Source organism: Frankia sp. CeTa3Moorea (assembly GCF_978021225.1).
Window position 1 is genome coordinate 29,639 of record NZ_CDXDOR010000016.1, and the last position, 25,596, is coordinate 55,234.

The 25,596-nt window shown below is 70.7% G+C and carries 23 protein-coding genes and 1 tRNA gene; 20 read left to right on the forward strand and 4 right to left on the reverse strand.

All coding sequences use genetic code 11. The features are described from left to right. The first annotated feature begins 145 nt into the window (after positions 1-145). Positions 146-1,258 carry a tyrosine-type recombinase/integrase gene (locus tag AC08OV_RS05295; protein WP_476613699.1) on the forward strand — a complete coding sequence of 371 codons (1,113 nt, stop codon included), beginning with the start codon at positions 146-148 and terminating at the stop codon, positions 1,256-1,258. A gap of 257 nt (positions 1,259-1,515) precedes the next feature. On the opposite strand, the gene AC08OV_RS05300 is transcribed toward AC08OV_RS05295, so the two are convergent. Both AC08OV_RS05300 and AC08OV_RS05305 read right to left on the reverse strand, forming a co-directional pair. Next, positions 1,516-1,589 (reverse strand) — tRNA-Pro (locus AC08OV_RS05300). 160 nt (positions 1,590-1,749) lie between these two features. Further along, positions 1,750-2,367, reverse strand: coding sequence for a hypothetical protein (locus AC08OV_RS05305; protein ID WP_476619367.1), 618 nt, complete (start codon positions 2,365-2,367; stop codon positions 1,750-1,752). 374 nt (positions 2,368-2,741) lie between these two features. On the opposite strand from AC08OV_RS05305, the gene AC08OV_RS05310 reads away from it, so the two are divergent. The 14 genes from AC08OV_RS05310 (at position 2,742) to AC08OV_RS05375 (ending at position 16,840) form a co-directional block, all read left to right on the forward strand. Beyond that, on the forward strand, positions 2,742-3,713 hold the full coding sequence (locus AC08OV_RS05310) for a class F sortase (protein ID WP_476615108.1): 972 nt from the start codon (positions 2,742-2,744) through the stop codon (positions 3,711-3,713). Positions 3,714-4,257: 544 nt separating this feature from the next. Next, on the forward strand, positions 4,258-5,382 hold the full coding sequence (locus tag AC08OV_RS05315; RefSeq protein ID WP_476615109.1) for an NlpC/P60 family protein: 1,125 nt from the start codon (positions 4,258-4,260) through the stop codon (positions 5,380-5,382). A 257-nt stretch (positions 5,383-5,639) separates the two neighbouring features. Then, the gene (gene clsA / locus AC08OV_RS05320) at positions 5,640-6,248 is read left to right on the forward strand and encodes a cardiolipin synthase ClsA (protein ID WP_476615110.1); all 609 of its coding nucleotides are present in this window, start codon (positions 5,640-5,642) and stop codon (positions 6,246-6,248) included. Between the two features lie 18 nt (positions 6,249-6,266). Further along, on the forward strand, positions 6,267-8,753 hold the full coding sequence (locus AC08OV_RS05325) for a sugar phosphate nucleotidyltransferase (RefSeq protein ID WP_476615111.1): 2,487 nt from the start codon (positions 6,267-6,269) through the stop codon (positions 8,751-8,753). A 110-nt stretch (positions 8,754-8,863) separates the two neighbouring features. Further along, positions 8,864-9,703, forward strand: a complete 840-nt coding sequence (locus AC08OV_RS05330) for a DUF881 domain-containing protein (protein WP_476619368.1) — start codon at positions 8,864-8,866, stop codon at positions 9,701-9,703. Next, positions 9,700-10,032: a DUF1290 domain-containing protein gene (locus AC08OV_RS05335; protein ID WP_476614285.1), complete on the forward strand. Its 333-nt coding sequence runs from the start codon at positions 9,700-9,702 to the stop codon at positions 10,030-10,032. The genes AC08OV_RS05330 and AC08OV_RS05335 overlap by 4 nt, the downstream gene beginning before the upstream one ends. An 8-nt stretch (positions 10,033-10,040) precedes the next feature. Continuing rightward, positions 10,041-10,973, forward strand: coding sequence for a DUF881 domain-containing protein (locus AC08OV_RS05340; protein ID WP_476614284.1), 933 nt, complete (start codon positions 10,041-10,043; stop codon positions 10,971-10,973). A gap of 123 nt (positions 10,974-11,096) precedes the next feature. After that, positions 11,097-11,477, forward strand: a complete 381-nt coding sequence (gene gcvH / locus AC08OV_RS05345) for a glycine cleavage system protein GcvH (protein WP_476614283.1) — start codon at positions 11,097-11,099, stop codon at positions 11,475-11,477. A 293-nt stretch (positions 11,478-11,770) separates the two neighbouring features. Then, a complete protein-coding gene (locus tag AC08OV_RS05350) occupies positions 11,771-12,316 on the forward strand; it encodes an FHA domain-containing protein (protein WP_009739506.1) in 546 nt (181 codons plus the stop codon). 16 nt (positions 12,317-12,332) lie between these two features. After that, positions 12,333-13,109: a transcriptional regulator FtsR gene (gene ftsR / locus AC08OV_RS05355; protein WP_476614282.1), complete on the forward strand. Its 777-nt coding sequence runs from the start codon at positions 12,333-12,335 to the stop codon at positions 13,107-13,109. Between the two features lie 167 nt (positions 13,110-13,276). Further along, positions 13,277-13,762 (forward strand): bifunctional nuclease family protein, encoded by a 486-nt coding sequence (locus tag AC08OV_RS05360; protein ID WP_476614281.1) that lies wholly within the window; start codon positions 13,277-13,279, stop codon positions 13,760-13,762. Between the two features lie 610 nt (positions 13,763-14,372). After that, positions 14,373-14,912, forward strand: a complete 540-nt coding sequence (locus tag AC08OV_RS05365) for a MerR family transcriptional regulator (protein WP_462186286.1) — start codon at positions 14,373-14,375, stop codon at positions 14,910-14,912. 57 nt (positions 14,913-14,969) lie between these two features. Then, entirely contained in the window at positions 14,970-16,034 is a 1,065-nt protein-coding gene (locus AC08OV_RS05370) for an ATP-binding cassette domain-containing protein (protein ID WP_476614280.1), read from the forward strand. Next, the gene (locus AC08OV_RS05375; protein ID WP_476614279.1) at positions 16,031-16,840 is read left to right on the forward strand and encodes an ABC transporter permease; all 810 of its coding nucleotides are present in this window, start codon (positions 16,031-16,033) and stop codon (positions 16,838-16,840) included. Before AC08OV_RS05370 ends, AC08OV_RS05375 begins: the two co-directional genes overlap by 4 nt. Positions 16,841-16,900: 60 nt before the next feature. Here the strand turns inward: AC08OV_RS05375 and AC08OV_RS05380 are convergent, their stop codons facing one another. Further along, on the reverse strand, positions 16,901-17,446 hold the full coding sequence (locus AC08OV_RS05380) for a phosphatase domain-containing protein (protein ID WP_476614278.1): 546 nt from the start codon (positions 17,444-17,446) through the stop codon (positions 16,901-16,903). Between the two features lie 322 nt (positions 17,447-17,768). Here AC08OV_RS05380 and AC08OV_RS05385 point away from each other — a divergent pair, with 322 nt between their 5' ends. From AC08OV_RS05385 to AC08OV_RS05405, 5 genes are all read left to right on the forward strand, one after another. Beyond that, positions 17,769-20,915: an FtsK/SpoIIIE domain-containing protein gene (locus AC08OV_RS05385; protein WP_476614277.1), complete on the forward strand. Its 3,147-nt coding sequence runs from the start codon at positions 17,769-17,771 to the stop codon at positions 20,913-20,915. Between the two features lie 4 nt (positions 20,916-20,919). After that, positions 20,920-22,110: a hypothetical protein gene (locus tag AC08OV_RS05390; RefSeq protein ID WP_476619369.1), complete on the forward strand. Its 1,191-nt coding sequence runs from the start codon at positions 20,920-20,922 to the stop codon at positions 22,108-22,110. Positions 22,111-22,116: 6 nt separating this feature from the next. Further along, a complete protein-coding gene (locus AC08OV_RS05395; RefSeq protein WP_011435917.1) occupies positions 22,117-22,380 on the forward strand; it encodes a hypothetical protein in 264 nt (87 codons plus the stop codon). 269 nt (positions 22,381-22,649) lie between these two features. Further along, complete coding sequence (locus tag AC08OV_RS05400) at positions 22,650-24,182, forward strand: alpha,alpha-trehalose-phosphate synthase (UDP-forming) (protein WP_476594463.1); 1,533 nt, start codon at positions 22,650-22,652, stop codon at positions 24,180-24,182. Positions 24,183-24,351: 169 nt separating this feature from the next. Next, a complete protein-coding gene (locus AC08OV_RS05405; protein WP_462189278.1) occupies positions 24,352-24,546 on the forward strand; it encodes a hypothetical protein in 195 nt (64 codons plus the stop codon). Positions 24,547-24,658: 112 nt separating this feature from the next. On the opposite strand, the gene AC08OV_RS05410 is transcribed toward AC08OV_RS05405, so the two are convergent. Next, on the reverse strand, positions 24,659-25,216 hold the full coding sequence (locus tag AC08OV_RS05410; protein WP_476615595.1) for a SixA phosphatase family protein: 558 nt from the start codon (positions 25,214-25,216) through the stop codon (positions 24,659-24,661). Between the last annotated feature and the right edge of the window lie 380 nt (positions 25,217-25,596).

Here is a 25,596-nt window from a genome sequence, read left to right on the forward strand (position 1 = left end):
GGTCGAGCGCGCGCGCCACCGGGCTCCTACCGCTGAGACGATGTGGCGCCAGACGTTTGACACGAAAGCCGCAGCCCGTACCTGGGCCAACAGCGCAGAGCGACATCTCGATCACGGGCACATCCCGGACTGTGTCTGCCCCTCCATGGCGATACAGTGCACCGGCGACACCGGCAAGTCCGCGCCGGTGGAACCGGAGAAGCCGCTGGCCGAGACCTTCACCCTGACGGCCTGGCGCGAGCGGTGGTGGCCGACCTACTGCCGGTCCATGCGGAAGGCCCCCCGCAGCGTCGAGGAGACCGACCGCCGGTGGCGGCTGCACATCGAACCGCGATGGGGCGCCACCTACCTGGCCGAGTTCGATCGGCTGGACATCCAGGACTGGGTGGACGAGGAGCTGTCCGGCTGGAAGGCGCCCGCAACAGTCGAGCTGATCTACAAGGACCTCCAGCTCATGTGCGCCTCGGCAGTCGACAATCGGCCGCCGATCTTGCCCTACAACCCCTGTTACAAGATCCGGCTCCCCGAGTCCAACAGCGCCGAGGCCATTCACACCGACGCAGTCGGCATGGCCCGGATCGCCGGGCGATGCGGCTCCTACTCCGACCTCGTGTGGTGCCTGTACGCCACCGGGTGGCGTTGGGCCGAGATGGTCGGCCTTCGAGAAGATCTGGTGGTCAGGGGCAACCGTGATCCAGGGGACAACGGCCCGTGTATCGATCGTGACGCTGGAGTGCTACGGGTTCATCCCACGCTGGGGTGCCTGGTCGAGGTGAACGGAACCCTCACCTCCGGCCCGCCGAAGACGCGAGGCTCAGCCCGCACCACCCGCGTGCCGGGGTTTGTCTTCGACATGATCGACGCTCAGCTTGGCTGGAAGCCGAAGAAGGGGGAGCGGGGGCCCTACGTCTGGCACGGTCCCCGCGGCGGGCTGCTGCGCCGGTCGGGGTTCAACCGGCGCGCGTGGCGCCCGGCCTGCGACGGCCGCCCGGCCGAGCCCAAGCGGCGCGGAACTCCCGGGCATCCCGGGTGGGAGCCACTGGTGCCGGGCATGAAGGTGCACGGCATTCGCCACTCCCACAAGGCGCTCCTGGAGGCGGCCGGCATCCCGGACTCCGCAATCGAGGTTCGCCTGGGGCACGCCCGTGGGGGAGTCTCCGGGATCTATTCCCATGTCCTGCCCGAGACGGAGGACCGGATTGTCAAGGTCATCCAGGCCCGCTACGAGGCTGCGACCGCCGAGTGGACGGCGGTCTGAGCCGCAACCGGCGGCATCGGCCGCGACCAATCCCACGCTCCGACGGAGGGGCAACCCGAATCCGGTGTGACGCTAGGGGTCGCAACGATTCTGTGATGTAAATCACAGTCGACGGGTGGCCTGTAGCAAGATCAATCCATGGCGGGGCGGCTGGCGGGCGACGCCGATTCTTGAGGCCCTTTTCAGTTCCCCCATGGCGCCCCCATGAAGGCCGAACGCCCCCTCCGTCAAGATCGACAAAGAGGGCGTTTTCCCTGTCGGGACGACAGGATTTGAACCTGCGACCCCCAGACCCCCAGTCTGGTGCGCTACCAAGCTGCGCCACGTCCCGTACGGCAGCAACGTTACCGTACCGGCGACCACTACGGTGACCGGGGGTCGCGTCGTCAACGGCGCGACCCCCGGCCCTCGTGCGTGGGCTCCGCGTGGGACCAGGCCGAGGCCGTCACCCACGAGGTGTCTGCACGCCGCATGGCCGCCGAACAGCAGGGTCAGCTCGCGCCCTGGGCACGCCGTCGGGCAACCCCGGCGCCGATCAGCAGGGCGCCTACTGCCGCACCGGCCAGCGGGAGCAGGGGTGAGGACCCGGGGCCGGCCATCCCGCCGCCACCTGCGGCGACACCGTTCCCCGGCCCGCCCCCCGGCCCGACTCCGGCACCGACGCCACCGATGCCACCGATGGCGCAGTCGCGCTTCTTGTCGTCCCAGCGGAACCAGTCGTCCTTGCCGTCCTTGCCGTCCCGATCGTCCTTGCCGTCCAGGCCGTCCAGGCCGTTCCTGCCGTCCCGATCGTCCTTGCCGTCCAGGCCGTTCCTGCCGTCCCGATCGTCCTTGCCGTCCAGGCCGTTCCTGCCGTCCAGGCCGTCGTCGATCCGATCGGCCCGGACCTGCTTGTCGCCGTCGATCTTGTCATCGCGGTCGCGGTCCTTGCCGTCCCGATCGTCCTTGTCGCCGAAGATGCCCCACCCGTCCTTCTTGTCGTCGCACCGGTGGTTGTCCTTGTCGTCGAGGGCGTGGGCAGCAGCCAGGCCGGGCCCGAAGGTGAGGGTGACGCTCGCCGCGCTGGATATCGCGAGAACGGCGGCGCTCCGACCCATACCTTTCTTCATCTGGTCCCCTCTCTCACGTACGGTGATCGATTCATTACTGCGAGTGATACCCTAGCGACTGAGCGTGGGGGTGCGGGTCAACCGCCCGGGCGTGGTGCGGCCGGATCGACCTCCTCGCGGCGGCGATCGGGTCGCTTCTTCGGTCTAGTTCGTCCAGTTTTCGGTGATCTCGGAATCGTTGAGACCAGTGCACCTCGCTCACAAGCATGCCGCTCACGGAAAGTATCTCTACCGATTGGTAGAGTCACTATCAGTGGCCTTGTGGTGCGGGCGCGTGACGGTTCGGAGCCGCGAGCGGTGCGCTGGACGATCCACCTCGGGAGCGATCCGCACGGGCATGTAGACGATCGACGGGCGGGATGGCGGGAGGAGCTGTGAAAGGTGGGACGGGCAGCGGTAACCAGCGGCCCGCGAACGGCGCACCGACGGCCTTCTCCGTCCGCGCACCCGCCGCGGGCAGGCGCCTCCTGCTCTGGCGGTGGCTTCTCCTCGTCGGGGCGGTCCTTGTCCTCGGCAGCGGTTTCCGGCTGGCGGAACCGGCGTTCGACGCCGTCCGCGGCGGTTCCGGGGCGGACACGACGGCCGGCATCGCCGACGTCCCGCTGCCGCCCACTCCCGTGCCGACGACCGGCCGGTTCGGGCTACCTCCCGCCGTCCCTGAGCAGCCGGTGGTGGTCGTTAACAATCCGTCCCGGCTGCGCATCCCCCGGATCAGGGTGGACGCTCCGATCATTCATCTGGGTCTGAACCCGGATGGCACGCTCGGGGTGCCCAAGGCATGGGGGGATGTCGGCTGGTATGACCGTGGTCCGGCGCCTGGCGGCATCGGCCCTGCCGTGCTCGTCGGCCACTACGATTCCACCACCGGCCCGGCGGTCTTCTACCGGCTGCACGAGCTCGTGCCCGGCGACCGTGTCGAGGTCGCCTCGCCGACCGGCGTGTCCACGACGTTTGTCGTCGATCGCGCGGAGAACGTGGTGAAGTCGAGGTTCCCGGCGAACCGGGTCTACGGACCGGTACTCCGCCCTGAACTGCGCCTGATCACCTGCGGGGGCGCCTTCGATCGGAAGGCCGGGCACTATCTCAACAACCTGGTGGTGTACGCGCACGCCGAATCCTCGGCAGGAGCCGCGCCCGTCGTGCCGGCCCGGTCTGCGGCGAGCATGCTTCCGCCGAATCCGCCGCGGATGCCCGTACCCGCGCACTCGTCGCCTGGGCTGCCGTCGCCTGCGCACTCGTCGCCTGGGCTGCCGAGGCCGGCGCAGATCTCGTCAGGCCAGCCGGCACGGCCGCAGCCGGCGCAGGTCGGTTCTGTCCCGGGTGTGAACCCGCCGCCCGCACCCTGACGACCCGGCCCGTTCCGCTGCCGGATCGCCGACGAGACAGCCGGAGAGATCTACGACACGTCGATGCTTGGGGGGCGTCGTGACGACCTGACCGAGGTGGCGTGACCGAGCCGCCGACAGGCACCCGGCGTGACGGCATCCGTACTTCTTGCTGAGCGGCGGCGGCCTTCTGGCGCCGTGTTCAAGTGTTGGGGTGGGGGTGATTGCGGGTCGCCCGGGCATGTCCACTATCGTCATCAACGGCACTTCTGTTCTACCGATCCATAGGTGTCCAGATTATGAAGTGTCTGTTACGTGTCATACAGATATACCTATTTTGATAGAGATACCCGTCGAACCGATGTGCCTGGCCCTGCCCCCGGTTCGGCGGCCCCTCCGAGTATGTCGGGGCAGGTGCGGGGAGCCGTAGTTCCGGGTGTGGCCGGCGGATCTGGCCGTGTTCTGGCCGCGTTCCGGCGGTGACGGCACTGACCGGGTCGTTGGCCGCCGGGCTGACCAGCCCGAACCCGACAGCTCCCTCGTAGGCGCACGGGAAGGACACGTCTTGCCCCGTCGTGGTATGGCCTGGCTTCCGGAGGACTGGGACCAGTTTGTCCGGAATCGTCAGCGCCCGTCGGCGCCCCACGGCTCCTCAGGCTCCGGCGCGGCTCGCCGCCATACCACTCCTCCTCCGCGACGCGCGGTCACCATCGCCGCGTTCACCACCGGGACGATCGCGGCCTCGACCGCCGCCTTCGCGGCCACCGTCCCCGGGGGCACCGACGGAACCTCGTCGCTGGAGTCGAACTCCCTCACCCAGGAAGCCGCGCTCGTCCCGGGACATCACGCCACCGGCCACGATGCGGCCTCGGCCCGCAGGCTCGCCCCGTTGGCCACCGCTATCGCGGACCACGACCCCGTCTTCACCAGCGTCTCGATCGCCGCGGACAAGACCTCGGTCGCGCCCAACACCCCGGTGGTGCTCACGGTGCGGGCGTTGGAATCGGACAGCGGCACCCCGCTCGCGAACCAGGACGTCCGTATCGTCGTGGTGAACGGTCCCCAGTGGCAGACCTCCACGAGGTTGCGGACCGGCGCGAACGGTACCGCGCAGATCACCGCGCGCCTGCTCTCCACGACGACGATCACCGCGGTCTTCGACGGATCGAACGCCCTGCGTCCCTCCCTGGCCAGCGCCGCCACGGTGACGATCGCGAGTCCGACGAGTCCGACGGGTCCGGGACGGTCGGCTCCGGGACGGTCGGGTCCGGGACGGTCGGGTCCGGGACGGTCGGGTTCCGTGATCGACCAGGCGATTCCGAAGGTCATCCCGGGTAGTTCGATCGGGGAGAAGGCCGTCTACCTCGCGTCGTTGCACAAGGGCAAGCCGTATGTCTGGGGCGCGGAGGGCCCGTACTCGTTCGACTGCTCCGGCCTCGTCCAGTACGTCTTCAAGCAGCTCGGCCGCTCGCTGCCGCGCACGGCGCAGGAGCAGTACAACGTCTCCGCCAAGGTGCCCCAGTCGGGCAAACAGCCCGGCGACCTGATCTTTTACGGTACTCCTGGGAATATCTACCACGTCGGCATCTATGCAGGGAACGGGTATATGTGGGCCGCCCCGCAGACCGGCGGTGTCGTGTCGCTGCGGCCCATCTACAGCTCCACCTACAAAGTCGGCCGCATCCTCTGAGCCCGGTCCCATCTGACCCGGTCCGAACGCCGGGGTACCCCGCCGGCGGATCCCTCTCCGCTCCCCGTGCCCCACGATCCGCTAGCGTCAGCGATGTCCGGCCCGTCGGCGGGGCGTTGCGACCTCTACCGGGCCCGGACGTCCTGACCGGCGCCGAACCCGTCGGTGGGACCTGCGGGAGCGCCGGGTGCGGTGGGCGGCCGTCCACCGCCGTCGCGGCGCGTCGCGCCGCCCCACCGGTGGAGGAGGGACGCCGCATGACCATGCCCGCCGCCTCGGACCGGATCTGGACGGTTCCGAACGCGCTGTCCGCCCTGCGGCTGCTCGGCGTGCCGGTCTTCCTCTGGCTGGTGCTGGGCCCGAAGGCGGACGGTGCGGCGCTCGGCGTTCTCGCGTTCGCCGGAATCAGCGACTACCTGGACGGCAAGCTCGCGCGAGTGCTGAACCAGACGAGTCGCCTCGGCGTCCTGCTGGATCCCCTCGCCGACCGGTTCTACATCCTCGCCACCATCGTCGCTCTGACCCTCCGCGGGATCGTGCCGGTCTGGTTCGCGGTTCTGCTCCTCGCCCGCGACGTGGCGCTGCTGGCGCTGCCGCCGTTGCTGCGCCGGATCGGGGTCGGCGTCACGCTGCCCGTGCACTACCTGGGCAAGGCGGCGACGTTCAACCTGCTGTACGCCTTCCCTCTCCTGCTGTTGTCCGCCGGGGATTCCTGGCTGGCCACCGCGGCACGCCCGGTCGGATGGGCGTTCGCGATCTGGGGTACTGCCCTGTACTGGTGGTCTGGTCTTCTGTACTTCGTCCAGGCCGGCCAGCTCGTCCGGCGCTTCCGGGCGGATGCCCGGACCGGCGCAAGTGGGAGGTGACCGGTGAGAGCCGTCGTCATGGCCGGTGGCGAGGGCACCCGGCTGCGCCCGTTGACCGCGAACCTGCCCAAACCACTGCTCCCCGTCGTCAACCGGCCGATCATGGAGCATGTGCTGCGCCTGCTCAAACGGCATGGTTTCGACGAGACGGTGGTGACCGTCCAGTTTTTGGCCTCGATGATCCGGACGTACTTCGGTTCCGGTGACGAGCTCGGGATGCACCTGTCGTACGCCACCGAGACGACCCCGCTGGGCACCGCCGGCAGCGTGAAGAACGCCGAGGACGCCCTGCGGGACGAGGCGTTCCTGGTGATCAGCGGGGACGCGCTGACCGACATCGACCTCACCGACCTGGTCGCCTTCCACCGGCGTCAGGGCGCGCTCGTCACCGTCGCGCTGAAATCCGTCCCCGATCCGCTCGAGTTCGGCATCGTCATCACCGGCGAGGACGGACGGATCCAGCGCTTCCTGGAGAAGCCGACCTGGGGGCAGGTGTTCTCCGACACCGTCAACACCGGTATCTACGTGATGGAGCCCGAGGTGCTTGCCCAGGTGCCGCCCGGCGAGGCGGTGGACTGGTCCGGCGACATCTTCCCCCGGCTGGTCGAGGAGGGTGCCCCGGTGTACGGCTATGTGGCGTCCGGGTACTGGGAGGACGTCGGCACCATCGCGAGCTTCCAACGGGCTCAGGCCGACGTGCTCAACCGCCAGGTCGATGTGGAGATCGGCGGTTTCGAGGTGTCCCCCGGGGTGTGGATCGGTGAGGACGCCGAGGTCCACCCGGAGGCGATCCTCAAGGGGCCGCTCGTGGTCGGCGACTACAGCAAGGTGGAGGCCGGCGCCGAGCTGCGGGAGTTCTCCGTGCTGGGCAGCAACGTGCTGGTGAAGAGCGGCGCGTTCCTGCACCGGGCGATCGTCCAGGACAACGCGCTCATCGGCCCGCAGACGAACCTGCGTGGCTGCGTCATCGGCAAGAGCACCGACGTGCTGCGGGCGGCCAGGATCGAGGAGGGCGCCGTCGTCGGAGACGAGTGCGTCGTCCGCGAGGAGGCGTTCATCTCCCATGACGTGAAGGTGTATCCGTTCAAGACGATCGAGGCCGGCGCGGTCGTCAACACGTCCGTCATCTGGGAGTCCCGCGGCCAGCGGACCCTGTTCGGGCCGCGCGGGGTGTCCGGCCTGGTGAACGCGGAGATTACCCCGGAGCTGGTGGTGCGCCTCGCCGGCGCCTACGCCACGACCCTGAAAAAGGGAGCCACCGTCACCACCGCGCGGGACGGTTCCCGCGCCGCCCGGGCCCTCAAGCGGGCCGTCATCAGCGCGTTGACCGCCGGCGCCATCAACGTCCGTGATCTTGAGGTGGCACCGATGCCGGTCACCCGCTTCGATGTCCGCTCGTCCAACGCCGCTGGGGGGATCATGCTGCGCACCACCCCCGGAGACCCGGAACGCATCGACATCATCTTCCTGGATGCCGACGGCGACGACCTCTCCCCGGTGGCGCAGCGCAAGCTTGACCGGGTCTTCTCCCGCCAGGAGTTCCGCCGGGCCTTTCCCGGTGAGATCGGTGACCTGCGTTTCCCGGCCCGCACCATGGATCTCTACATCCAGGATCTGCTTGACCGGGTCGATACCGCCGGCATCGCCGAGGCGGATCTCAAGATCGTCGTTGATCCTTCGGGTGGCTCGGCGTCCCTGGTGCTGCCGACACTGCTCGGCCGGCTCGGCGTCGACGTGCTCACCGTCAACGGACGCGTCGACGAGACCATCCCGCCCCGCAGCGCCCTGGAGGATCTGCGGGCCACCGACCGCCTGGGCGCCCTCGTCGCCAGCTCCGGGGCGGCCTTCGGCGTGCGGTTTGACCATGTCGGCGAGCGCGTCACGATCGTCGACGAACGGGGGGACCTCATCGACGATGACCGGGCCCTGCTGGTGTTCCTCGACCTCGTCGCGGCGGAGAATCCCGGCGCGGAGGTGGCCCTGCCGGTGACCATCACCCGGGTGGCCGACCAGGTCACCCGCTTCCACGGGCTGACGGTACGCCGGACTTCCCTGTCGGCGGCGGCGTTGACCGGGGTCGCCCGTGACGACGGCATCGTCTTCGCCGCCGACGGGCGGGGCGGCTTCATCGTCCCCGAGTTCGCCCCCGCGATCGACGGGATCGCGGCGTTCGTGAAACTGCTGGCCCTGGTGGCACGGACCCGGCTGACGCTCAGCACCATCGACGCCCGGATACCTTTGGTGGCGATCCTGCGTCGTTCAGTGCCCACCCCGTGGGCGGTCAAGGGCACCGTCATGCGTCGCGTGGTGGAGTCGGTCGACCCGGATGCGGGGCATGTCATCGACACCACGGACGGGGTTCGGATCGTCGGTCCGGACGGCTCCTGGATCCTGGTGTTGCCGGATCCGAGTGAGGCGGTCACCCACCTGTGGTCGGAGGGTGCCGACATCGAGGAGGCCCACGTGCTGCTGCGGCGCTGGGTCGAGGTGGTCGAGGCGCGGTAGCCACGGCACGCGCGGCGAGGCCCTGGTCGGCGGCGCTCGGTGTCCGGTCGGTCAGAATGCCGAATGTGCGAGAACGGACCGGATGGCCACGCCGAGGGCCGGTATGCCCCGTGGCCACCGGCCCTTCGGATCCCTGCGGCGTCTCCGGGCGGGCCCGTCGCCCCTGGCTGCGCCCCCTCGCCCTGGCCCTCGTCCTCGGCCTGCTCGGCCTGGTGATAGCCACCGGGGCCCGGCGTGCCGCGACGACGGCCGGGGAACGTGCGGAGCTCGTCGCGGCCCTGCGCGCGGAGATTCATGAGCGATCCGCCGCGACTACTGCGGCCGCGACCCGGGTCAGCGAGCTGCGCCTGCGGGTGAAGACGGCGCGGGAACAGCGCGCCCGGGCCGAGCGCGAGCTGGCCCGGGCCACGGCGGCACTGTCGGATCTCGGGCCGGCGGCCGGCTGGTCCCCCGTGCGTGGACCGGGCGCCCGGATCGAGCTCGCGGACCGGACCTCCCCCGGGCCGTCGGCACCCTCGGCACCTCGTGCGTCAACGGCGCCCACCCCGCTGCGCCCGTCGACCGGGCCCGCTGGTCCCCGCCCCGCACCGGCGTCCGGCTGGACCCGGATTCAAGATCGAGACCTTGCTGATCTCGTCAACGTGCTGTGGATCTCGGGTGCCGAGGCTGTCGCGGTCAACGGCGTCCGCCTGACGGCTCTCAGCGCGATCCGGGCGGCCGGTGATCTCGTTCTCGTCGGATTCGTGCCGATGATCGCGCCGTACACCGTCGAAGCGGTGGGTGATCCGGACGATCTCGTGCGGCGTCTCGAGGAGTCCGCCGTGATCGACCGGCTGCGGCATCGTCCCGACTCACCGGTGACCTCCCTGGCGGTCGTCACTGTCAGAAACCTGACCCTGCCCGCGGCCGATCCCCGGGTGCTGCGGCATGCTCGACGGAGCGAATCATGATCGTCGTGGTAGCCCTTGCCCTGGGCGTGACGGTCGGCCTGGTGCTGGGCCCGACCGTCCCCGACTGGATGGATCCCTACCTCCCAGTCGCCGTGGTGGCCGCGGTGGACGCTGCTCTCGGCGGCGCGCGGGCCGTCGCGGAGAGGGTGTTCGACGACCGGGTGTTCATCGTCTCGTTCGTCTTCGACGTCGCGGTTGCCGTCCTGATGGTGCTACTTGGCGACCTGATCGGGTTCGGCGGCGCGTTGTCCACCGCGGTGGTCGTGGTGCTGGGCATCCGCATCTTCGCCACCGCGACCGCGTTGCGTCAGCATCTGATCAAGGTCTGACGGTGGCGGTGACCTCGACAGGCGACCCTTCGGGATCCGGGCCCGGACGGAAGTCCGTACCCGATCCGAAGCCCGATCCGACCCCGGTCGCCGAGGCGCCGGTCCCCGATCCGACCCCGGTCGCCGAGCCGCCGGTCCCCGAGACGCCGGTCCCCGAGGCGCCGTCGGACCCGCCCCCGTCGCCCGTCGTGGTCCCTGTCGCGTCGGAGCCGACGCCGAGCCCGGTTCCGGGGCACGCCCGGCCGGGTCGTGCCCGGACGCGGCGTGCCCTGAGCCTGGTCCTGCTCGCCGGTCTCGGTTTCGCCGCGGTCGCCGCGACCCGGTCCGCGGAGCCGTCCTTCGGACTTGCCACCGCGCGGCCGGGCGAGCTCGCCGCGACCCTCGGTGCGATCGGCGCCGTCGACCGGTCCCTGGTGGCCCGGGAGCATCAGCTCCGCCAGGAGACGGAACCGATGATGCCGCCCGTGCCGACGTCGACGCCGGCCCCGGCGGCCGGGCCGGGCGAGGTGCGTCGCGAGGCCGACCGGCTGGCGATCCTCACCGGCATCGTGCCGGTCACCGGATCGGGGCTCGAGCTGACGATCCATGACCCCCACCGCGCGGTCGACTCCTCGATCCTCGTCGACGCCCTGCAGGAGCTACGGGACGCGGGCGCCGAGGCGATCGAGATCGCCGGGGTCCGAGCGGTCGTCTCGACCTACGTGGCCGACGAGCCCGGGCGGGGGTTGGTGGTCGACGGCACGTCGATCGCGCCGCCGTACGTGCTGCGGGTGGTGGGCGACGCCCACACGCTGGACCAGGCGATGCGGATCCCCGGCGGGGTGCTCGATACGGTAGCGGCACGGGACGGGGCGCAGGCGACCGTTCGGACCTCCGAGCACATCGAGATCCGTGCGCTGCGACCCGCTCCGAGTCCTCGCTATGCCCGTCCGGCCGGATAGGGGACCCTGTCCGGGCCAGTCGAGGAACGTGGTTCCTGGTGGAGTTCGCGGCGCGGTACGGCGTCGGGCCGGGCGGCGCAGAGCGGTCCGCGGAGTGGTCAGAGCAAGGGGAGGCGATCTCCGGTGTACCCGGACGACCTGAAGTACACCCGTGAGCACGAATGGATCCGGCTCGACGGGAGCACGGCACGGGTCGGCATCACGTCCTACGCGCAGGAGGCACTGGGCGACATCGTCTTTGTCTCTCTGCCCGACCTCGGCTCCGCGGTCCAGGCCGGTGAGTCCTTCGGAGAGGTCGAGTCGACCAAGAGCGTGTCCGAGATCTACGCGCCGATCGCCGGCGAAGTGACGGCGCGCAACGAGGCGCTTGCCGGTGCGCCGGAACTGATCAACTCTGATCCCTACGGGGAAGGCTGGCTCGTCGAGCTCACGGTCGCGGATGTCGCCGGCGTCACCGGCCTGCTGGCCGCCGAAGAGTACGCGGAGCACGTGAAGGAAAACTGAGAGTATCTGGTTTGTGCCCATGGTGGGTGGTGGGCCGCACCACGCCGAACAACACGGGTCGCACCCTTTTCACGACCGTGCCCGCGATGCACTAGCCTCGGAGTGCACCGGGGCACGATCGTGGACGGCCCGACCGTCGCCATGTGATCATCCTGGTGATGGGGGTGGGCTGCGGACGTCTGGCTACCACCATCGCAGTGTTGGCAGAGACGTTCCCGCCGCCCGTTCGGTGGCGGCCGAAGCGGCTGGGGTACCCCGCCCGTGCGGGATCCCGGCAGGAAGCGGACGCGACTGTGTTCTGCACGAGGTGCGGACAGCAGAACCCGTCCGACGCGCTGTACTGCGCGCGGTGCGGGTCTCCTCTGGTGCGTCCGGGTGAGCCCGTGGCGCCGGAGAGACCCGCGGAGCAGACGTCGACGCTGAACCTGGCGGCCGCGCTGTCCGGCATCGAGGGCGACCACGTCGACGAGTCGACCGAGCGGGACGCCGTCGCCGCCGTCGACGCGCTACCTCCCGGTTCGGCGTTGCTCGTCGTCAAGAGGGGGCCGAATGCGGGGAGTCGTTTTCTGCTGGATGCCGACATGACCACCGTCGGCCGCCATCCCGAGAGCGACATCTTCCTCGACGACGTGACCGTCTCCCGCCGGCATGCGGAGTTCCATCGCTCGCCGTACACCAAGGGCTTCTCGGTTCGCGACGTCGGGAGCCTGAACGGTACCTACCTCAACCGCGAGCGGATCGACTCGGCTGAGCTCACCAGCGGCGACGAGGTGCAGATCGGCAAGTTCCGCCTGGTGTTCCTGACCGGCGCGAGCTACGGGGGGTCAGCGGCACGGTGACGAGGAAGGACCCACGGTGAGCGGCGGCCTCGCCGCGGCATCGCCGGCCCCGCGTTCGGGCGCAGCGCGCTCGGACCAGGCCGGACAGAACGCGAAGGTGCTCAACATCGGCCAGGTTCTCGACCGTCTGCGGGCGGACTTCGCCGACATTACCCTGTCGAAGATCCGCTATCTTGAGGCGGAGGGGCTCGTCGAACCCGCCCGTACCAGCGCGAACTACCGCAAGTACTCGGTCGACGACGTCGCCCGGCTCCGTTACGTCCTGCACGCGCAGCGGGAGCGCTTTCTTCCGCTGCGCGTGATCAAGGAGGAGCTGGCGTCGCTCGACCGCGGTGAGACCCCGGTGCATCGGCCCGGACCCCGCGCGCTGCCTCCGCATCCGACCCCTACCGGCCTGGACGCGTTCCTCGGGGCGGAAAGGGTTAGGATGTCGCGCCGGGAGCTTCTCGCCGCCGCGGGGCTCGGCGACGAGGCCCTGACCGAGCTGGAACAGCACGGCCTGGTGGGTCCGATCGCGGGCGGCGGGTACTACGATTGCGACGCCCTGCTCGTCGCGCGGACCGTGGCGCTGCTGGCCGGCCACGGCGTGCAGCCCCGGCATCTGCGGGCCGCCCGCACCGTGGCCGACCGTGAGGCTGGTCTCATCGAGGCCGCCGTCGCCCCGTTGCGGGGCCAGCGCGGTGGTGAGGGCTCGGGACGGCACGCCGAGACCGCCGATGAGCTGGCGGCGTTGCTGGTCCGCTTGCACGCGGCCCTGTTGCGCTCCCGGCTGGCGGCGGGACGATCGAGTTGAGACCGAGGTGAGGAGGCTGCCGGGGCTGCGCTCGGAGTGCCTTGCCGGACAGCCGAACCGGTGGGCGCGCTGACGCCGGACGGAAGCGGGGATACTGTCTCCCCTGTGGGGTTTTCTGGCTCCGGTCACAACATCCCGCCCCGCCCCACCTGCGAGGAGGTAGATCGGTGCATCGGCTGGACATCGTCGGCGTGCGAGTCGAGCTTCCGTCGAAGCAGCCGATCGTCCTGCTCAAGGAGGTGGGCGGTGAGCGGTATCTGCCCATCTGGATCGGTGCTGTTGAGGCGACGGCGATCGCCTTCGCCCAGGAGGGCATCACGACGGCTCGACCTATGACCCATGACCTGATGCGGGATGTGTTGCGCGCGCTGCAGACGGATCTGACCCGGGTGACCATCACCGACCTTCAGGACGGCGTCTTCTTCGCCACGCTCGTGTTCGGCAACGGGGTGGAGGTCTCCGCCCGGCCGTCCGACGCGATCGCGTTGGCGATGCGGATGGGAGCGCCGGTCTACGGGGTCGAGGCGGTCCTGGCCGAGGCCGGGATCATCGTTCCCGAGGAACAGGAACAAGAACAGGAGAACGAGCTGGAGAAGTTCCGGGAGTTCCTTGACACGATCTCCCCGGAGGATTTCAACACTCCCGGATCCTGAGGGTGCCCGGTTCCCGAGGGCTCCTGGCCCCTGAGCCTCCCAGTCCTCGGCGTGCCCGCCTGGGCGCAGGTCGGCCGTTGAGGCCTTCAGCCAGCCCGGGCCAAGGTCGGCTGTGATCTAGCGTGCGGGCAGTATCGGAGCGCACTTCCGATTTGACCGATCTGTTGAATGACGTCCGCTGGACTACAGACACGCCGGCTTAGATCATTGAAGGAACCGCGCGTCGCTCCTACGGTCGGGAGAGCCCGACCGTAGAGTTCGTGCCCCTGCCCGCGGTAGACGTGGCGGAACGGGCTCTCTCCGGCTCTGACCTTGCCGGGCTGTGGCAACGGCGTGATGCGCTCCGCCCGGGCCCGTGCCGACGGGTGGGCGGGCGGTCCCGGCTTACGGGCACAGGGGTGCCGCGTCGCGGTCTCGCAGACCGTCGACCGGCGGCGGTCGGGGACAGGGAGTCGTGTGGTCGAGATGATCGTGGCAGGCCGCACGACGGTGGAAACGGTTCGATCGGGCCGGGTGCCCGGGATGGCGGCGTCGGGTGACGTCGGCGGTCGGGACGGATCCGGAACGGTCCGGAGGATGGGGCTGGCATGGCGGCGAAGTGCGTACAGCGATGATCGAACAGGGCCAGCTCTTTCCGGATGAGATTCCTGAACCGCCGGGGGACGATGTCGGGTACCGGGGGCCGACGGCCTGCGCCGCGGCGGGCATCACCTACCGCCAGCTCGACTACTGGGCTCGGACCGGTCTGGTCGTCCCCAGCGTCCGCGACGCGTCCGGTTCCGGCAGCCAACGGCTGTACTCCTTTCGTGACGTCCTGGTGCTGCGCGTGGTCCGCAAGCTACTCGAGGCCGGTGTGTCGCTGCAGAACATCCGGGTGGCGGTGGAGCATCTGCGTACCCGCGGCGTGGACGACCTGGCGCAGCTCACCCTGATCAGCGACGGCTCCACCGTGTACGAGTGCACCTCGGACGACCAGGTGATCGATCTTGTCCGGGGTGGGCAGGGCGTGTTCGCCATCGCCGTTGGCCGAGCCCTGCGCGACATGCGTGGCCAGCTGGCTGAACTGCCCTGCGAGCGGCCTGGTCATCCGCCGGCAACCCATCCCGGCGACGAGCTGGCCAGTCGTCGGACCCGGCGGAGCTCGGCCTAGCCTCCCCCGCCTTTATTCGGTTCCAAACTGTCGGAGGTTCGTCGTACGGTCCGCCTCGTGACAGACAACCCGGCGGTCCTCACCGAGGGCCTGCAGAAGAGCTACGGCGGCAAACGAGCGCTGGTGGGCCTGGACCTGCGGGTCGATGCCGGCACCGTGCACGGCGTGCTGGGGCCCAACGGAGCCGGCAAGACGACGGCGGTACGCATCCTGTCGACCCTGCTGCGTCCGGACGGCGGCCAGGCCAGGGTCCTCGGTCTGGACGTCGTCCGGCAGGCGGACGCGCTGCGTGCCCGGATCGGTCTGACCGGTCAGTACGCGGCGGTCGACGAGCGGCTCACCGGCCTGGAGAACCTGGAGATGTTCGGGCGGCTCTACCGGCTGCGCAGCCGCGTCGCGCGGGCCCGCGCGGTCGAGTTGCTCGAGCGGTTCGAGCTCGCCGAGTCGGCCGGTCGGCAGGCGCGTACCTACTCGGGCGGGATGCGGCGGCGGCTCGATCTCGCGGCCAGCCTGATCATCAACCCGGCGGTGCTGTTCCTCGATGAGCCGACCACCGGACTGGATCCCCGCAGCCGTTCGGCAATGTGGAGGGTGATCGCCGATCTGGTGCGGGACGGCACGACGGTCCTGCTCACGACGCAGTACCTGGAGGAGGCCGACCGGCTGGCCCACCGGATCTCGGTGGTTGACGGCGGCCGGGTCATTGCGCGGGGTACCCCGAACGAGCTGAAGTCGCAGGTCGGTGGCGACCGGCTGGACATCGTCGTCGGTGGTGACGCCGCCGAGGATGTCCAGGCCGCCCGGGCGGTGCTTGCCCGGTTCGGATCCGGCGCGGCGACGGCCGACGGGGAGACGCGCCGGGTCAGTGTGCCGGTACCGGGCGCGAGCGTGCTGTCCGACGTGGTCCGGGGTCTCGACGAGCTGGGGGTGCCGATCTCCGACGTCGCCCTGCACCGGCCGTCGCTGGACGACGTCTTCCTCGCCATGACCGGGCGCGCTCCGGCCGGCAGCGAGGTGCCGCCCGCACGCGCGGGCGGCGACGGCCGTGGCGACACCGACACCCCTGATGACCGGGGCGACAAGGACGACAAGGACGATGACAAGGACATGGTGACCATATGAGCACCCTCGAGCTGACTCCAGCGGGGCGCGGGCAGCTGTCGTGGGCCGTTGCCGACGCGTGGGTGATGTGCCGGCGCAATCTGATCCAGACCTGGCGGATACCCGAGCTCGTCATCTTCGCGACCATCCAGCCGGTCATGTTCGTCCTGCTGTTCACCTATGTCTTCGGTGGCGCGATCAACGTGGGTGACGGGGTCAAGTACGTGGACTACCTGATGCCGGGCATCTTCCTGCAGACGGTGATCTTCGGGTCGATGCTGACCGGCGTGGGGCTGGCGGAGGACCGTCAGCGGGGTCTGATCGACCGGTTCCGTTCCCTTCCCATGAGCAGGTCGGCGCTGCTCACCGGCCGTACCCTGGCCGATCTCGCCCGCAACGTCTTCATCGTCGTAGTGATGCTTCTGGTGGGCCTGGCCGTGGGATTCCGGTTCGGGGAGACCACGGTGCCGGCGGTGCTGGCCGGGTTCGGGCTGATGCTGTTGTTCTCGTACGCCTTCTCCTGGCTGTCCGCCGTCATCGGGCTGTCGGTGAGTAGCGCGGAGGCGGCGCAGTCGGCGGGATTCATCTGGATTTTCCCGCTGGTCTTCGCCAGCTCGGCCTTCGCCCGGGTGGAGACCATGCCGGGCTGGCTGCAGGCGTTCGCCCAGCATCAGCCGGTGACGGTGACCGTCGACGCCGTGCGGGCGTTGTTCCTCGGCGGTCCGGTCGTCTCCGTTCTCCTGCAGTCCCTCGCCTGGTGTCTGGGCCTGCTGGTGGTGTTCGGGCCGTTCGCCGCGCGCGTGTACCGGCGGTCGGCCTCGCGCTGACCGGCGGGCCCGACCGCCGGCCGCGGGCCGCACCGAGCGTCGCCGAGGCGCGGCTCATGGTCAGGTGCGGCCCTCGGTCTCCTGGGCGTTGCCCAGCGTCGCCTCGTAGGCGAGCCATTCGGCCCGCAGGACCGGCCAGCCGTCGGCGCGCAGCAGGTCCACCACGGCGGGGTCGTCGTCGACCACGACGGCGACCCGACGGCCGGCGCCGAGCTCGCGAAGTTCGGCGCGTTTGAACACCCGAGCCGGCCGACGGTCGGCGTCCGGACGCATCCGCAGCTCACCCGGCGGCAGATCCTGTTCGGTCAGCCAGCGCCGCGTCGCCTCTCTGGAACGCTCTGGCCGGCCGGTCAGCCATACCACCTCGTGGTCCCGAGCCAGCTTGCGGGCTAGTTCCACCCCTTCGGCCAAGGGGGGATCGGCGGGCGCCGCTGCGAAGAACGCCTCCCAGTCACTGGGACTGGCGCGCAGGAAGCGTAACCGGTGTCGGACGTCGGCCACCACCCCGTCGACGTCAATGACGGCGAGCGGTCGCTGTTTCGCCGCCGCCGTACCCGCCGTCTCCGTGAGGCCCGCCGTGTCAGCCGTGTCAGCCGTGTCCGTCACCGACGTTCCCTTTCCACCTGCTCATCGCCGACCTTCGCCCCTTCGATCGGTGCGCTGGCTTACCTGACCGGGACGGTTGCCCCGACGGATCATTGAACACGCGCGGCGCCGTTGATTTGGTGCCGGTCGAGGGGTAGCCCGCTCCGGTGGTCCCGGCGTCGCCGTCGTCCGGAACGGCCAGGCTGCGGGTGGTTGTACCGATAACGTCGCCGATGTCGTCGCATGCTTTCGTCCGGCGAGGTCCCCGTGCCCAGACCGTCGCGCCGGCAGGCCAGTTCGGCCGGTCGGCGCGTTCTGGGATGTTTGCTCCGTCGGACGTGTCATGGTCGTCGGGGGGCTCGACGCCGAGCACGGCAACACACAGTGTGGGGAGGTCAACGTGTCGGGTACCCGGCGGGCGCGCACGCTCGTGGCCGGTATCCAGTCCTCGCTGGGGGCGGCACTGGCGCTCGCCGATCGGCTGGATGAGCAGGCGGACCGGATCGAGGCCGAAGCGGGTTCCGGTGTCGCCGGGAAGGCTGGTGCCGCCGGGAAGGCTGGTGCCGCCGGGAAGGCTGGTGGCCTCGGTGAGTCCGGTGCGGGGCGGCTCGACGTCGCCGGGGAGCTCGCCCGGGCCGCCGTGATCGCCCGTTCCCGGGCGCGTGGATTCGCCGGCGCGTCCTGGGCGGCGCCCGACTGGCGGCACGGCCCCTTCGGCGTCGCCCCGGTCGGCGACCGGGCTCGTTTCCGGCCCGCTCTGTGGCAGGTCGGCCAGGTCATCGTGCCGCCCGACGATCCCACGGCGCAGCACCGGACGGTGCCACTGGCCATCCCGCTGCTGGACGGCCTGAACCTGCGGATCGAGACGACCCGGTCCCGCCGGCCCGCCGCGGTCGACCTCGTGCGTGGCCTGCTGACCCGCGTCCTCGCCGCGGCGCCGGCCGGGCGGGTCCGACTCGTCGTCTATGACCCCCACGAGCTCGGTGCCGGGCTCGCTAGCTTTGCGCCGCTGCGTGCCGCCGGTGTGGCCACCCCCACGCTCACGACGCGGGCCCGGCTCGAGGAGGTCCTCGCGGAGCTGTCGGCGGAGGTGGGAAGGATCACTGTGGACCGGCTCGGTGGCCGGTTCGACTCGTTGCGGGAGCGGGAGGAGGCCGGGCTTCCGCGTTCGGAGCCCTGGCGCGTCCTGGTGCTGCTCGGTGAGCCCCGGCTGCACGACGAGGGCGCGCGGGCGCTCGCCGCCATCGCGGCCCAGGGCCCGTCCTGCGGGGTGGTGGTGATCTCCATCGTGGAGGTCCGGCCGTCCGGCGCGGAGCCGGTCCTGGGCGGCTCGCGGGACGATCCCGATGAGGTGACGCCGCTGGATCCCGACGTCATCGGCCTGGAACCCGACGAGGACGAGGACTCGGTGACGGAACCCCTGCCGAGGTCGGTGGTGTTCACCGCGGTCGAGCTCCTCGCCGACCGGCCGGGATGGCGCGGGGTCGCCGCGGGAGGCTGGCGCACATCGCTGACCGGTCTGCTGCGGGTCGAGCTGGACCCGCCGCCGCACTCCATGCTGGTCGCCGCGGTCACGGCTCAGGTCGCCGCGGCGGCCACCCGGGAGGCCGCCCGGCCGCCCGCCATCAGCGACATGCTGCCCCGCGGCCTGTGGGAGTTCGACAGCGCCGCCGGGGTGGGTGTTGAGGTGGCGCAGGGCCCCGACGGGCCGGTGGGGTTCACCTTCGACGACGACACCGTGCACGCCCTCGTCGGCGGCCAGGCCGGGTCGGGCAAGTCGACGCTGCTCCTCGACGTGATCTACGGGATCGCCGCGCGTTACGGGCCCGACCAGGTCCGCTTCCATCTGCTCGACTTCAAGGAGGGGCTGGAGTTCGCCCAGTTCGCCGCCGGTCCGACGGACCCGTTCTACCTGCCGCACGCCGATACCGTCGGCATCGAGAGCGACCGCGAGTTCGGCGTCGCGGTGCTGCGGGCGGTCCGTGAACAGATGCGCCGCCGCGCCGTGGCGATGCGTGCGGTCGGCGCCCGCGACCTGCGAGGCCTGCGGGCGGCCGACCGGAGCTCGCCCTGGCCGCGGATCATCGTCGTGGTCGACGAGTTCCAGGTGATGCTCACCCCGATGGACTCGGTGGCGCGGGAGGCCGTCGCGCACCTGGAGGTCCTGGCCCGCCAGGGCCGCGCCTACGGGGTCCATCTGCTGCTCGCCAGCCAGACGCTGTCCGGTATCGATGCGCTCGACGCCACCGCCGGCAAGCGTGGTTCGATCTTCGGGCAGTTCGCGTTGCGCGTGGCGCTGCGTACCTCGATCTCGGAGTCGCGGGTCCTGCTGTCCACGGCGAACGAGGCGGCCGGCGCGCTCTCGGGCGTCGGGGAGGCTATCGTCAACCGGCGCAACGGCCATCCCGCGGGCAACGAACTCGTCCGGGTCGCCTTCCCTGATCCGGCGGCGATAGGCGTGCTGCGTGGGCGGCTGGCGGCCACGACCGCGCGCAGTGTGCCGAAGGCAAGGCCCCCGCGGGTCTTCGCTGGTCACGCCCCCGCGGTTCTTGACGACAACCCGATCTACCAGGCGTTGGACGGACGTCCGGCGCCGACGGCCGTCGAGGCGGCTGCGGCCGAAGCGATCCTCGGCGGCGGTGGCGAGGGCGGTGGCGAAACCGGTCCGAGCCTGCTGCCGGGCAGTGTGTCGCCGGGTCGTGCCTCCCGCTCCGGGGACAGCTCCGGGGACAGCTCCGAGAACGATGTCGATCCCCTCGCGCTGGTCGGCGTGCCTCTGGACCTCGCGCCGCCCGCGGTCGGGGTACGGCTCGCCGCGTTGCCCGGCCGGCATCTCGCCGTGCTCGGTCCGCTGCGTCGGGAGGCGGTCGGCATCCTGCAGGCGGCGGCGGCCAGCGTCGCCGCGCAGGTCCCGGCCGGTGGACTCGTGGTCGAGATCATCGCCGCGGAGCCGATGGCGCTCGCCGCCGCGGAGGTGCTCGCGGCGCGTGTGCGCCGGGCCGGGCATCCCGTTCGGGTCGCCGATGTCACCGGCCTGCGGTCGGTGTTGGCCGGTGCCGCCGACGAGACCCGTGCCCGGGAGGAGTCCGCACTCACCGGCAGCGTGGGCCCGGTCGCGCCGTCGCTGCGGCTCGTCGTCGTCTTTGCGATGGACGCCGGCCGGGCCGGGCTGGAGGCGCGTGACCCGGTGACCCGTCGCACCGGACTGGACGACCTGCGCACGCTCACCCGCCGGGGACCGGCGCAGCGCGTGCACCTGCTGGGCTGGTGGCGGGGAGTGTCCCGGCTGGCTGAGGACCTCGGTCCGGGTAACCGGGACGACATCGCCGCGTGGATGGCGGCCGGGGTACCCGGCAGCGACCTGTTCGTCCTGGCCGGACACCGGTCGGTGGCCGGTGGGACCATGCCGAATCGGGCGGTCCTGTTCGACCGGCACGTCCAGGCCGAACCGCGCACCGTGGTGCCATTCGCGCCGTTGGATCAGGAGTAGCCCGATGTGGACCGATGACGGGGCGGGAACCGACGGCGATGTGGCGGGTGTCGGCGACGTGGGGATCGACGGCCGAGCAGGCGCCGGGAGAGGACGGAACGGGATCGTGGCTGGATTTGTGCCGGTGGATGCCTCCGATCTCGCCGACCTGTTCGGCGACCCGGACCTTGGCGACCCGGACCTTGGTGACCCGGATCTTGACGACCCGGCCAAGGCGGCGATGCAGTACCGGCGCCTGCTCGGTGCGTCCGACGAGGCCCGGGCCCGGGCCGGCCGCGACGCCCGCGACCGGCGTCAGGGCGGCCGGGCGGCCGCGCGTCGGCACCGGGACGCCGCGCAGGACATCCGGGCCAGGGTCCGCAGCGTCTGGGACCAGGTCGCCGAGCCCCTCGCCCAGTACGGGCTCACCGAGCTCGACCAGCTGCGCTCGGCGGCCGGCGACACCTCGGCCGATGCGGCTGCCGCCGCCCCGCGGGTCGGCCTGGCGAAGAAGGGGACGGCGGATCGCGGCCTCTACCGCGATGGGGGCGGGTACGCCCTGGCCGAACCGGGCGATCGGCGGGGCCGATCGTTGGCACAGGCCGGACGGGAGGCCGACCGCACGGGACGGGGGCTCGCGCGGCAGCGGCACCGGTCGGATGGCCGGCCGCCGGGGGCGGGCCGGGCTGCGCGGGGTGGCCGCGCCGGCGGCCCGCACGAGCCGTCCGCTGCGCAGGTGGACCCGCGGACCGCGCCGCGCCAGGCCTACGAGCTCTGCCTGGACGCGATGAGCAAGGCCGCCGAACTGCGGGCCGTCTCCAAGGGCACCGGCTCGGCGTCGGCCGGGCTGCTGACCGCCCTCGCCTGCGTGCTCATCCTCGGGATCGTCGGACTTCTGCGGGCCTTCGTCGCCGTGCCCGCGGTGCCATGCCTGGTCGGGTCGACGGTGGCCGCCGCCGTTCTGGTCGCTCTCGGGGCCGGCGGCGAGGATGGGGCGAAGGCGGTGTTGCGGGCGGGCACCCTGGGAGCGGGTACGGCCGCGGTGATGGTGCTGGCCACGTTCCGGCTCGCCCCGATGGAACCGGTCGGGGTGATCGCGTCGCTGGCCGCGCTCGCGGTGGCGGTCCGCTTCGGTCTCGGCCTCGGCGGCGGGCAGGCTCCGGCCGGCGCCTCGAAGAGCGGTGGTTCCAGGAGCGGTGGTTCCAGGAAGGGATGAGGACGGGTGTCAGGCACGATCGCCGACGTCAAGGCGCAGCTCGACGAGGCGTTCCGGCGCACCGAGGAGGTGGCCGGGCAGTTGGAGGGCGCGCTGAGCATGATCGAGGAGGCGCAGGCGATGGTGATCGCGGCGACCGACGGCAGTGAGCACCGCGCGGTCGAACAGTTGACCAGCGCGCTGGTGGAGACACGCGACACATTGCAGACGTCGCTGGCGTCGTTGGGATCGGCTGTGCAGGAGGTTCGGGACTACCGGGACGGTCTGTAGACGGCTGGGGTGAGGCACGGCACGCCTCCCGACGTGGGACGGGATCTCCCCGTTGCGGCTTGCCGGGGCATCTGGTTACAGGAGGACACCTTTCGGATGAGAGCAGTAATCAGATGAAGGTCTGGGTAACAACGTCCTAGCCGCGTTGCAACGCGATGCATCCGAAAGCCGGGCTTACTACAGTCCGGATTGTTCCCGTGCGCTCGGGCGCTCGGGCTCAGCGGTGCCGGACGCCGAGTACCGCCCGTGACCAGGAGGCCGCATCCGCCGTGTCGGACTTCAACCCGCTCGACCTGTCGCTCGACCTGCCGCTCGTGCTGTTGTCCAATCGCGGTCCGGTCAGGTTCGACCGGGACGCCACCGGTCGTACCGTCACCCGGGGGGCGGGCGGCCTCGTCTCGGCCCTGTCCGGACTCGCCGAGCATCTCGACGACGCGGTGTGGGTGTGCGGCGCAGCCAGCGAGGAGGACGTCGCCGTCGCCGGGGAGAGCGCCGGGAGCTCCATCCTCGTCCAGACCTCTCCCTCGCCCCGGCTCGCGGAGGGCGAGCCGGACGGCCCCGCCATCCGGGTCCGGCTCGTTGTTACCGATCCGACCGCCTACGCCGACTTCTACAGCGTGTGGTCCAACCCGATCCTGTGGTTCATCCAGCACGGCCTCTACGGCCGGTCGCTGTCACCGGTGTTCACCCGGGCCGAGCACGACGCCTTCGAGAACGGCTACGCGGCGGTCAACCGGGCCTACGCCGACGCGGTGGTTGACGAGGTGCGCGCGCGGGGTGGCAAGGCGCTCGTCCTGCTGCAGGACTACCACTTCTACCTCGTGGCCGACTGGGTGCGGGAGCAGTGCCCGGATGTGGTGCTCACGCATTTCATCCACATTCCCTGGCCGGGGCCGGACGAGTGGCGCGTCCTGCCCGCCGACATCCGGGAGCGGCTGCTGCGCGGGCTGCTCGGTAGCGATGTGGTCGGTTTCCATACCCGGCGCTACGCTCGCAACTTCGTCCTGTGCGCCCAGGAGCTGCTCGGCCTGCCGACCGACCTGGAGCAGCTGACGGTGACGGTGGCGGACCGGGTGGTCCGCGCCCGGTACCACCCGATCTCGGTCGATCCGGCGGCGCTGGACGCTACGCAGGCCTCCGAGGAGGTGGCGGCGCATGTGGCGATGCTGCGCTACATCTTCCTCGACGATGGCCGTCAGCTCATCCTGCGGGTGGACCGCACCGACCCCAGCAAGAACGTCGTGCGCGGCTTCCTGGCCTTCGGCACCCTGCTCGATCAGCATCCGGAGCTGGTGGGCAAGGTCAGCTTTCTGGCGCTGCTGCAGCCCAGCCGCACCGACGTGCCGGAGTACGCCGACTACATCGCCCTGATCGGCGCGGTCGTCGCGGAGATCAACGCCCGGCATACCAAGGAGGGGCGCCAGCCGATCGACCTGCGGATGGTCGAGGACTTCCCGCTCGCCGTGGCGGCCTACTCCATCTGTGACGTTCTGATCGTCAACGCGATCGCCGACGGGATGAACCTGGTCGCGAAGGAGGTCGCGGTCGTCAACCGGCGTGGCGGCGTGCTGGCGCTGTCGGAGATGGCCGGGGCGCACGAGGAACTGGGCGAGTTCTCCGTCACCCTGCACCCCTTCGACGTGCAGCAGATGGCCGACGCCCTGTACACCGCGCTGACGATGCCGATGGAGGAGCGCCATCGTCGGCTCGCCGCGGCCGCCGAACAGGTCCGCACCCACGACGTGCGGCGCTGGCTCGACGATCAGCTGGTGGACCTGCGGCGGGTCGCCGGATTCGGGTGACCGGGCTCCCGGCGCGGGAAGAGAATGGCGAGATCAGGCAGAATGGCGAGATCGGGTAAAGGTACATCGCCATCCGGGATCGGACATGCCGATCGCGGGTAGTCTCGCACCGGAAAACGATGTGCATCGGGTCGCCGGGCGGCCCCGATGAGGACGGACGGGAGTGGACGTGGCTAGTGAGACCGGTCACCACAAGGCCAACACGGGTTCGTGGGCCGCGGTACTTCTGATCATTGTAGGCTTCGTCGTCGGGACGTTCGCCCTCCCGCTCGCCTCGGTGCCGTTGTGGATCGCGGCCGGCGCACTGTTGGTCCTTGGTGGCGTCTTCGCCCTCGTCTCCAAGATCATGGAGCAGGCCTACTGAGTGCCGTGCCGATCTGGTTCAACGAGGCTTGGCGCGGCACCTACCAGTTCATCGGGCTGCCGCGCCGCGGCGCTCGGCCGCCAGTCGAGCTCAGGCCGGCGGCGTTCCCGACTCAGGCCGGTGGGCCAGGTTTCGGGGCCCCCGCCGGTCTGGCGGCCTCCCGCAGGCCCCGCGGCGTGACGAAGGAGACGAGCCGGGCCGAGTCCTGACCCAGCTCCGCCCAGCGCGTAACGGTCAGATCTTGGACAGCGAGTGCCGCCGTCGGGAACGTGGGGATCTGGTACCGCTCGGCGGGGGGCAGCAGGGCCACGGCCAGCGTGTGGATACCGGGATTGTGCCCGACGAGCATCACGCTGGGCACTCCGTCGTCGATCTCACGCAACCGGTCCAGCAGGTCCTGCGCCTCGGCCAGATAGAGCCGGTCCTCGGTCAGGACTGGGACGTTCGGGGGGAGCGCCTCCGCGAGGCCCTCGACGGTCTGCCGGGTCCGCAGCGCGGAGGAGCACAGAATGAGGTCGGGCGCGAGCCTGTTGTCCGTGAGGTAGCGCGAGATAATTTTGCAGCCCCGCCGGCCCGATCCCGACAGCGGCCGATCGGCGTCGTGGATCGACCCCTCGGCCCAGTCTGACTTTGCGTGCCGCAGCAGAAGAAGGCGCCGCTGTGGTCTCACGAGAGAGCCCTCCGCCGCACGGGGAGGAAACCGACGGCGCGACGTCCGTCGCGTTCCAGCCGGAACTGCCATTCCAGCCGGCATTGCCGGGAATTCGCGCCTGGCGTGGCGGGCGCGGAACGGCGAGCAGGACTGTGCAGGGCTGGCTCGATATAAAGCATGATATTCGGGGAAAAGAATTTCTCGGTAAATTTTCCAGGGTTTGTCGGTGGCGGCGCGGCCTGGGGTTTCTCGCCGCCACCGCCCGGATCGTCGAATCCGGCCTCGCCGGGAGCCATACCCGTGCCCACCGCGCCCTCCCGCGTCCGGTCCCCGTGCCGCCGCGCCGCACGCCCCGCGGCGTGAGGTGATGACACGCAGACTGCCCAGGATGGGCCGGG